Annotated in this window: 7 protein-coding genes; 2 read left to right on the forward strand and 5 right to left on the reverse strand. The window is 77.2% G+C overall.

Going from position 1 to position 8,721, the window contains the following annotated elements:
- Positions 1-23 precede the first annotated feature (23 nt).
- On the forward strand, positions 24-3,692 hold the full coding sequence (locus tag ACWF41_RS01095) for a hypothetical protein (RefSeq protein ID WP_380319239.1): 3,669 nt from the start codon (positions 24-26) through the stop codon (positions 3,690-3,692).
- 40 nt (positions 3,693-3,732) lie between these two features.
- Here ACWF41_RS01095 and ACWF41_RS01100 read toward each other — a convergent pair whose 3' ends face one another.
- The 5 genes from ACWF41_RS01100 to ACWF41_RS01120 form a co-directional block, all read right to left on the reverse strand.
- Positions 3,733-4,362, reverse strand: a complete 630-nt coding sequence (locus tag ACWF41_RS01100; protein WP_380319242.1) for a nucleoside/nucleotide kinase family protein — start codon at positions 4,360-4,362, stop codon at positions 3,733-3,735.
- A gap of 107 nt (positions 4,363-4,469) precedes the next feature.
- A complete protein-coding gene (locus ACWF41_RS01105) occupies positions 4,470-4,826 on the reverse strand; it encodes a TraR/DksA family transcriptional regulator (RefSeq protein ID WP_380319245.1) in 357 nt (118 codons plus the stop codon).
- Between the two features lie 114 nt (positions 4,827-4,940).
- Positions 4,941-6,473 (reverse strand): amidohydrolase, encoded by a 1,533-nt coding sequence (locus ACWF41_RS01110; RefSeq protein WP_380319248.1) that lies wholly within the window; start codon positions 6,471-6,473, stop codon positions 4,941-4,943.
- Between the two features lie 42 nt (positions 6,474-6,515).
- Positions 6,516-7,034 carry a hypothetical protein gene (locus ACWF41_RS01115; protein ID WP_380319251.1) on the reverse strand — a complete coding sequence of 173 codons (519 nt, stop codon included), beginning with the start codon at positions 7,032-7,034 and terminating at the stop codon, positions 6,516-6,518.
- Positions 7,035-7,111: 77 nt separating this feature from the next.
- Entirely contained in the window at positions 7,112-7,606 is a 495-nt protein-coding gene (locus ACWF41_RS01120) for a heme-degrading domain-containing protein (protein ID WP_380319254.1), read from the reverse strand.
- Positions 7,607-7,684: 78 nt separating this feature from the next.
- On the opposite strand from ACWF41_RS01120, the gene ACWF41_RS01125 reads away from it, so the two are divergent.
- Complete coding sequence (locus ACWF41_RS01125) at positions 7,685-8,620, forward strand: hypothetical protein (RefSeq protein ID WP_380346792.1); 936 nt, start codon at positions 7,685-7,687, stop codon at positions 8,618-8,620.
- The last annotated feature ends 101 nt before the right edge of the window (positions 8,621-8,721 follow it).

Below are 8,721 nucleotides of genomic sequence, written 5' to 3' on the forward strand. Positions count from 1 at the left end.
CGGCGTCCCTAAGGTGATCGGCCATGCGACCCGACCGGCTGACCCGGCACGCCCGCGACCTCACGACACGCTCCCTGGACTGGATGGACGGCCGGTGGGACCCGGCCGTCGGCCTGCTCCGCGCGCCCGAGCCGGTGGGCGGCGAGCACGCGCCCGCCGGCCACCTGGTGCGCGAGACCACCTGGTACGCCCTCGGCCTCCTCGTGCGCGACGCCCCCGCACGGGACGGCGCCGAGGCGGACCTCGACCGCGCCCGGCACGCCCTCGGGCGGGTGCTGGACCACCAGCTCGACGCGCCGGGCTCCCCCTTCCACGGCACGTGGCGGCGCAGCCCGCACGAGCCGGAGCCCGGCCCCGGCTCGGTCGCGTGGCGCGACTACGACCCGAACTGGCGCGAGTTCGTCGGGACGACGCTCGTGGTCCTCGCGACCGAGTTCCCCGACGCCCTCGACGGCGGACTCCGACGGCGGCTCGACGAGGCGCTGCGGCGCGCCGTCGAGGGCACGCTCGCGCGCGGCGTCGACGCGCGCTACACGAACATCGCGCTCATGACGGCGTTCCTGCTGCAGGACGCCGCGGCCCGGCTTGACGAGCCGGCGTGGGAGGCGCCCGCGGTCGGGCTCGCGGGCCAGGTGCTGGACCGGTTCCGCGTCGACGGGGCGTTCGACGAGTACAACTCCCCCACGTACTACGGCATCGACCTGGTCGCGCTCGCGCTGTGGCGGCGGTACGCACGGCTGCCGCTGCTGCGCGCCGGGGGCGCCGAGCTGGAGGCCGCCCTCTGGCGGGACACCGCCGCGCACTACCACGCGGGCCTGCGCAACCTCGCCGGCCCCTACGACCGCAGCTACGGCATGGACCTGCGGCACTACGCCTCGGGGATCGGCCTGTGGGTGTGGGCCGCCGCGGGCCGCGACGCCGCGCCGTTCCCCGCCACCGACCGGCCGTTCCGGCACGCCTGGGACCTCGCCCTCGGGCCGCTCGTCGCGGTGCTCGGCGCCGAGGTCCCGGACGACGCCCAGGCGCACCTCGAGGGCTTCCGCGGCGAGCGCCAGGTCGAGCAGGTGGTCGCGCGCGACCCGCGTCGCGTCGCCACGTCGTGGGTGGGCGACCGGCTCCTCGTCGGCGGCCAGGACGTGGGCGGCGAGCGCGGGCACCTGGGCGACCAGTTCCACCCCGCCACGCTCCACTGGCGTGTCGGCGCGGAGGGGGGCGGGGAAGGGGCGGGGCACGACATCGGCTGGGCGCGGCTGGTGAGCGATCTCGCCGTGGACGCGCGCGCCGACGGGCCCACCCTGCACCTGTCCTGCGCGCGGCACGACGGCGGGGACCTCGACCTCGCGTTCCAGGTCCGGGCGCCCGGCGCGACGGCCGCCGCGTTCGCCGCGGACCGCTGGCGCGTGCCCGGGCTGGACGTCGTCGTGACCGCCGGCGAGCCCGCCGTCGTCGAGCTCGCCGCCGTCGAGCCCGACCGGTCCGCGGACGACTCGCCCGCAGCCGACCCGGCCGCGGACGACACCTGGTGGCTGCGGTACGTCGTGCGCGACGTCGCCCCCGGGCGCGCCGTCCGGCTCCGTCTGGACCTCGCGACGCCGGACGCCACGACCACCGCGACGACCACCGGGACAGCCACCGCGACGACCGCCAGAACGGGCACCGCGCTCGGCACCGCCGTCGTCCCCGACTGGGCGGCGGTGCGGCGACGAGCGGAAGAGGCGCCGTGGGCCCGGGCCGTCCTGGACGCCGTCCGGGAGGACCACGACCACTGGCGCGACCGCCTCGCGGTGCCGCCGCCCGGCGCCGACTCGGCGTGGACGCACCACTACTTCTGCGGCGACGACGGCGCGCCGCTGCAGTTCGACCCCGCGAGCCCGGGACGGCACCGGTGCACGTCGTGCGGCCGGGAGTACGCCGGCGAGCCGTGGGACGGCGCGTGGCGCACCCGCATGCACGGCATGGCGGCCGCACAGGCGCAGCGGGCCGCGCTGCTCGCGCGCCTGTCAGACGACCCGGCCGAGGCGCGGTCCGCCGCCCGCGGACTCGACCGTCTCCTGGTCGGCTACGCCCGCGATTACGGGTCGTATGCGCCGCACGGCGTGAACGTCGGGACCGGTCGCGTGCAGCCGCAGAACCTCGACGAGGCGATCTGGGCGATCGGGCTGCTGCGCGCCGCCCGCTGGGCCGGCGACGCCCTGAGCCCGGAGGCCGACGCGGCCGCCACCCGGCTCGCGGGCGAGGTCGCGGCGCTGCTGCGCCCGCAGCTCGGCATGATCCACAACATCCACTGCTGGCTGCTGGCGGCGCTCGCCGAGTGCGCCGCCCGCACCGGGGACGCCGCGCTGCTCGCCGAGTGCCGTGACGGCGAGTTCGGGGCGGAGGCGCAGGTCCGCGAGGGCTTCGGCCCCGAGGGGCTGTGGTTCGAGATCAACCCGCACTACCACTACTACACGGTCGCGGCGCTGCTCTCGTACCTGGAGGCGGCCGGTCCCGCGGGCCTGTCCGACGAGGCCGCCGCACGCCTGGCCCGGGCCGTGTCCGCCCCGGTGCAGCTCGCGTACGACGACGGCCGCATCCCCGCCTACGCCGACGGCTGGCCCGACTGCTTCGTCGGCACCTTCGCCGAGCAGGCCGAGGCCGCGGCCGCTCTGCTGCCCGGGCACCCCGTCGCCCTCGCGCCGTTCTACGCCCACCCCCGCACCGCCCCCGTGCAGCTCTGGTTCGCGAACCAGCACACCCACGGCCCGTCGGCGCCCCTGACCGGCCGGGGCTCCGTGGCCGCCCTCGTCCACGGGCCCGACGACGTCGCCGCGGTGCCCGCCGCCCCTCCCGGGTCGTTCGTGTGGCCGCACGCCGGCATCGGCGTGCTGCGCTCGGCCGACGTGCGGCTCGCGCTGCGGTTCGGGCCGCCGTCCGGCTGGCACGACCACCACGACAAGCTCGCCGTGGACGTCAGGACCGCGGGCGGCTGGTCGAGCCTCGACCTCGGCACCAGCGGGTACGGCGCCGAGATCACCGACTGGATGCGCTCCCCGGTGGCGCACGACCTCGTCATCCTCGACGGGCTGCGCCAGCCCGACCTGGAGGGAAAGCTCGTCGAGGCCGACGACCGCCGGCTCGTCGCCGAGGCGTCCTGGGGGCCCGGCACCGTGCGGCGCGCGCTCGCTCTGGAGCCCGGCGGCTGGTCCGACGTCACCACCGTGACCGCGGCCGCCGGCACCGTCGTCGAGTGGGTCTTCCACGGCGACGGGGCGGTGCTCGCGGACGGCGCCCGCCCCGCCGAGCTCGTCGCCGTGCCCGCCGGCGTCCCTGCCGACGCCCCTGCCGACGACCCTGCCGAGGACCAGGCCGCGGACCTCGGCCACCGCTGGTTGCGGGACGTGCGCCGCGTCCCTCCCGCGCCCCGCGGCGGCGGCGTGGTCGGCGGCGGCGTGGCCGGCGACGGCGTGGCCGGTGACGGCGTAGTCGGTGACGGCGTGGTCGGTGACGGCGTGGTCCGGCTGCGCTGGGACGCAGCCGGGTCGCCGGAGCTCGCGCTGCCCGTGCCGGTCGGCGGCACCGTCGAGACGGCGGTCGCGGACGCGAACCCCACCGGCCTCCCGCTCGGCGTCGTCCGCCTGCGCGCCGTCGTGCCGGCCGGCGGGGTGCTCGAGGTCGCGGCGTCGTTCACGCTCGACGCCCGGCCACGCACCTGATCAGCATGAGTGCGGCGAGGGTCGGCGAGGGTCGGCGCGGTCAGCCCGGCAGCACGAGCGCCGGGCGGTCGGGGTGGTCGACCCGGACGACGACGTCGGCCCGCCGCTCGGGCTGTGCTTCGCGGCGGTAACGCCCGTACGCCGCGAGCGTCCACGCGTCGTCGAGCGCGGTGTTCCGCGTCTCGGTCGCGGGCCGCAGCGCGAGGTGCACGACGAGGTCCACGTCCAGCCCGCGGCCCATCGCGAGCGAGCCGTCGAGCACGACGACGGTGCCGGGCGCCGCGTCGACGTACGCGGCGCGCGTCGCGCGGTCGCTGACCGGGTCGCGCAGGCTCGGGAGCCAGCGTCCGCGTCGCACGACCGACCCCAGGACCTCGCGGTTGAGCCCGCCGACGTCGATCCACTCCTCGAGCAGGGCGTCGGGGTCGCGGCGCCCGCGCTCGAGGCGCAGCGACGCGGGACGCAGGAAGTCGCGCACCCGCACGCGCGCCACGGGCCGGCCCGCCGCGCGCAGCGGCTCGGCGAGCGCGTCGGCCAGCGCCTCCGGCCGTGTGGACGGGTGCCCGTCCACGAGCACCCGCAGGGGTCGGTCGCCGTCGGCCGCACGCTCCAGGACGCGCGCCACGACGTGCTCCACCACACCCTCCGGGGTCACCGGTTCCACGCGCACGCCGCCATGCTGCCAGGCAGTCCGTCACCGCGGCAGTTCGCGATCAGATCGGCAGTCCGAACTGCCGCCGTGATCTCAAAGTGCCGCGTCGAACGACGGATCCGCAGTCAGCGGGCGTGGTCGACGCAGCGGGTCGCGGCGGGCCGGGCCTCCAGCCGCGCGGCCGGGATGGGGCGCCCGCACACCTCGCACACGCCGTACGTGCCGGCGGCGACCCGGTCGAGCGCCGCCAGCAGCTCACGCCGCTCCGCCTCCGCGCCCGTCGCGATCGCGGCCGCCTGCTGCCGCTCCCAGGCGAGGGTCGCGCCCTCGGGATCGTGCTCGTCGTCCACGTTCGCGTCCCGGGCCGACTCGACGATCCCCGCCACCGTGCGACGCTGCGCGGCGAGCCGGGCGTCCACCTCGGCCAGACGCGCCCGCAGCCGCGCCTCGACGTCGCCGGTCGCGCGGTCGCCCTCCGTCATCCCGGCAGTCTCGCACCTGACCGAGCCATCCTTCGAGCAAGCGATCTGCCGCGTCATCCGGCCGTGTGACGCGGCAGATCGCTTGCTCGACAGGTGTCCCCGGGGTGCGTGTCGTCAGAGCGCGTGATGTGTCCAGCGGCCGGCGACGAGGGTGGCGGCAACGACGGTGGCGCGCAGCGCGGCGGCCAGGGCGGGGGCGTCGTCGTCGGGGCCGACGTCGAGGGCGAGCGGGTCGCCGTCGAGGATCGCGAGGTCCGCGGGGGTGCCGGCGGCCAGGTCGAGCGGCCGCCCGTCGACGGACGCCTCCAGAGCCGCCCGCGCGTCGATCCGCTGCTCGGGGTGCCACGGCTCGCGGCCGTCGCGGGACCGCGTGACCGCGGCGGCGAGCGCCGTCCACGGGTCGAGCGGTGCGACGGGCGCGTCGGAGCCGAGGGCGAGCCGCACCCCCGCCGCCCGCAGCTCGGCGAGCGGGAACGCGCGGGCGGTGCGGCCGGGCCACAGCTCCTCGGCGACGTCGCGGTCGTCCATGGCGTGCTCGGGCTGCACGCTCGCGGTGACGCCGAGCGCGGCGAACCGAGCGACGTCGGCGGGGCGCAGCAGCTGGGCGTGCTCCACCGAGCCGCGCGCACCGGACGCCTCGAACGCGTCCAGTGCCAGGGAGTTCGCGTGGTCGCCGATGGCGTGGATCGCGCAGCGCAGGCCGGCCGCGTGCGCGCGGGCCATGAGGGGCGCGAGCTGGTCGGTCGCGATGTTGAGGATGCCGTGGGCGTCCGGGCCGCCGACGCCCGCGTACGCGTCGAAGCAGAACGCGGTGAGCGTGTTGAGGGACCCGTCGCTGATGACCTTGAGCGGCCCCTGCGTCACGAGGTCGGAGCCCTCCGGCTCGCCGAGGACGTCGCCGGCCCGCAGCCCGGCGTCGAGCACCGCGTCCAGGTGCTGCTCCCACACGCCCGCGCGCACGCGCAGCCCGTCCCAGCCGCCCGCCACGCGGCGGCGCCAGGCGGTGAGGTTGTCCGCCACCTCGAAGTCGACGACGCCGACGACGCCGCGCTCGGCGGCGGCCCGCGCGGCCTCCGCCACCAGGGCGTCGGACACCGCGTCGTCGACGGTGACGATGCGCGGGCTGGCCGGCATCCACTCCTCCTCGCGCAGCAGCCCCGTGGGGTGGTACGCGATGCCGAGGAAGCGCAGGCCCGCCGTCGACGCCCACGCGCTGTGCAGGTCGCCGGACAGCAGCACCACCGGAACCTCGCCGGCGACGTCGTCGAGCACCGCGGCGGTCGGCTCGTCCGGCCAGGTCGCCCACCGGAAGCCGTAGCCCACCAGCGGCAGGCCGTCCGGCGGCGGCGCGGCGCGGTCGAGCCGGTCGCGCACGAGGGCGGCGGCGTGGCCCGCGCCGGTCGCCGCGGACACGTCGAGGCGCTGGCGCACCATCGCCCACTGCGTGAGGTGGGTGTGCGCGTCCCACAGCCCCGGCACGACGGTGCGGCCGTCGACGTCCACCCGCTCCGGGAGCGCCGAGACACCGACCGGCGCGGGCGTGCCCGCCGGGGTCACGGCGGCGACGCGGCCGCCGTCGAGCAGGACGTCGACGGGCCGGTCGGGGCGGCCCGCGAGGCGGGCGTTCGTCAGGAGCAGCGCGGACACGGGGCCACCGTAGCGTCGCCCGTCGGCGGGCCGAGACGCCGGCTACCGTGAGACCGTCGTACGCCGCCGCAGGTGGATGCGGTCCCGGTCGTCCTCGGCGTGGTGGGCCCGGTCGAGCCGACGAGGCAGGCCGTGCGCCGCGGTCCAGGCTAGCCACCGCGCACGCGTCGGGGGGACGTCGGGGTGGTCCAGGACGTCGAGCAGCCAGGCCGCCCTCACCCGTGTCCCCTCGTCCGCGGCACCCAGGCACGACGCCAGGCCGGCCCGCAGGCACACGCGGTCCAGCCGCAGGGCGAGCCGCGAGTAGTAGTGGTCCAACCTCTCCTGACGGCGGCGGACCACCCCGAGGAGGAGCTCCACGAGCTCGTCCTGGTACGGGTCGAGGGAGGAGGCACGGCACAGACCGCGCAGCAGGCTCTCCTTGAGGTTCCACACGTCGTAGGACGGCCCCTCCGGCAGCAGGTACACCGCGGCCGGGTGCTCGTTCTCCCAGCGCAGCCACGTGATCTGCTCTTCCGAGACGACCGGGCTGACCCCCTGGCCCCAGAGCGCGTCCACCACACGGAGCACCTCGGCCTCGCTCGGGGCGCGTCCTGCAACCCGACGCTCCCCAGCGGGGTTCTTCACCGCGCCCCCGCTCAGGCGCCGCCGGCGGCGAGCACGCGCAACGCCTCCACGACCAGCGCGTGGTCGTCGGCCTGCGCCAGGCCCGAGACGGTGACGACGCCGACGATCCCCACGCCGTCCACCCGCACGGGGAACGCGCCGCCGTGCGCGGCGTACTCCTGCAGCGGCAGCGCGTGCTTGGCGTTGAAGTCGTCGCCCTTCGCCCGGGCGCGCAGGCCCGTGAGGAACGACGACGCCCCGAACCGCTCCACCACCCGCACCTTGCGCTGCACCCACGTGTCGTTGTCCGGCGTGGTGCCCTCGCGCGCGGCGTGGAACACCTGCTGCGGGCCCTTGCGCACGTCGACCGTCACCGGCAGGCCGCGCTCCGTGGCGAGCTCGACGATCAGGCAGCCGAGCTGCCACGCGTCGTCGTGCGTGAAGCGCGTCAGCACCAGCTCGCGCTCCTGCTGCTCGACCTCGGCGACCAGGGCCGCGACGTCCTCGTTGTTCCCCGTGTTCGCCATGCGCCCAGCGTCGCACGACGCGGTGCAGGTCGCGGCGTGCCGCCCCACCGCGGACGTGTCGGTCGGTACCGTCGCTGCGTGACCCGACTGGTGCTCGTCCACGGCCGTGACCTCGCCGGACACGACCCCGACACGCTCGAGGCCCAGTGGCTGGGGGCGATGCGCGCGGGGCTCGACGCCGCGGGGTCGTCGTTCCGGCCCACCGACGCCGCGTCGTCGTTCGTGTACTACGGCGACACGCTCGCGGCGCTGGTCGGCGGCGCGGCGTCTCCTCCCGTCACGGTCCATGCGCTGCGCGCGGGCGTCCCCGGCCTACCTGGGCTGTCAGAGGGCGAACTGCGGTTCGTGCTCGACGTCGCGCGCGAGGTGCTCGCCGCAGGCGGCGCGCCCGAGGACGCGCCGGCGCCGGTCCTGGCCGAGGGGGTGGTCGGCGACGCGCTGGCGGAGGCCGTGGTCGCGACGCTGGGGCTGGTGGACCGGTTCGTGCCCGGCGTCAGCGCCGCCGTCCTGCTCACCCTGACCCGCGACGTGTACGCCTACCTGCACGACGACCACGTGCGCCGGGTGATCGACGACGGGCTCGCCGCCGCGCTGGCCGGCGACGAGCCCGCCGTCGTCGTCGCGCACTCGCTGGGCAGCGTGGTCGCGTACTCGGTGCTCGCCGCCCGGACGGACGGGCCGGACGTGCCGCTGCTGCTCACGCCGGGCTCGCCGCTCGGCATCCGCGCGATCCGCGAGGCCATGCAGGCCCGCGCGCCGTTGACGTTCCCGGCCCGCGTGGGCCGGTGGGTCAGCGCCCGCGACTCGCGCGACCTCCTCGCGCTGCGCGACCTCACGCCCGCCGCCTTCCCGCTGCCCGCGGGGTCACCCATGATCGACGTCCGGCGGGTGGACAACCGCGCGCCCGGCTACCACTCCGCGGCGGTGCGGCTCGAGGACGGCGAGTGGGCGGGATACCTCGCACTGCCGGAGGTCGCGGGGCCCGTGGGCGAGGCGATGACCCGGACCCGGTGACGTAGCGGGGGGGGGGGGGGGCGTGGGGGGGGGGGGGAAAAGGGAAGCATTGAAGGGCCCCCCCCCCCCAAGGAGCAACACCCTCGCACCTCTCCAAAAAG

The organism is Isoptericola sp. NPDC055063 (genome assembly GCF_053608125.1).

Excerpts from the sequence above, each read along its gene's own strand:
- ACWF41_RS01095 (WP_380319239.1), top strand. The coding sequence starts at position 24 with ATGCGACCCGACCGGCTGACCCGGCACGCCCGCGACCTCACGACACGC.
- ACWF41_RS01105 (WP_380319245.1), bottom strand. The coding sequence starts at position 4,826 with ATGACGGAGGGCGACCGCGCGACCGGCGACGTCGAGGCGCGGCTGCGG.
- ACWF41_RS01120 (WP_380319254.1), bottom strand. The coding sequence starts at position 7,606 with ATGGCGAACACGGGGAACAACGAGGACGTCGCGGCCCTGGTCGCCGAG.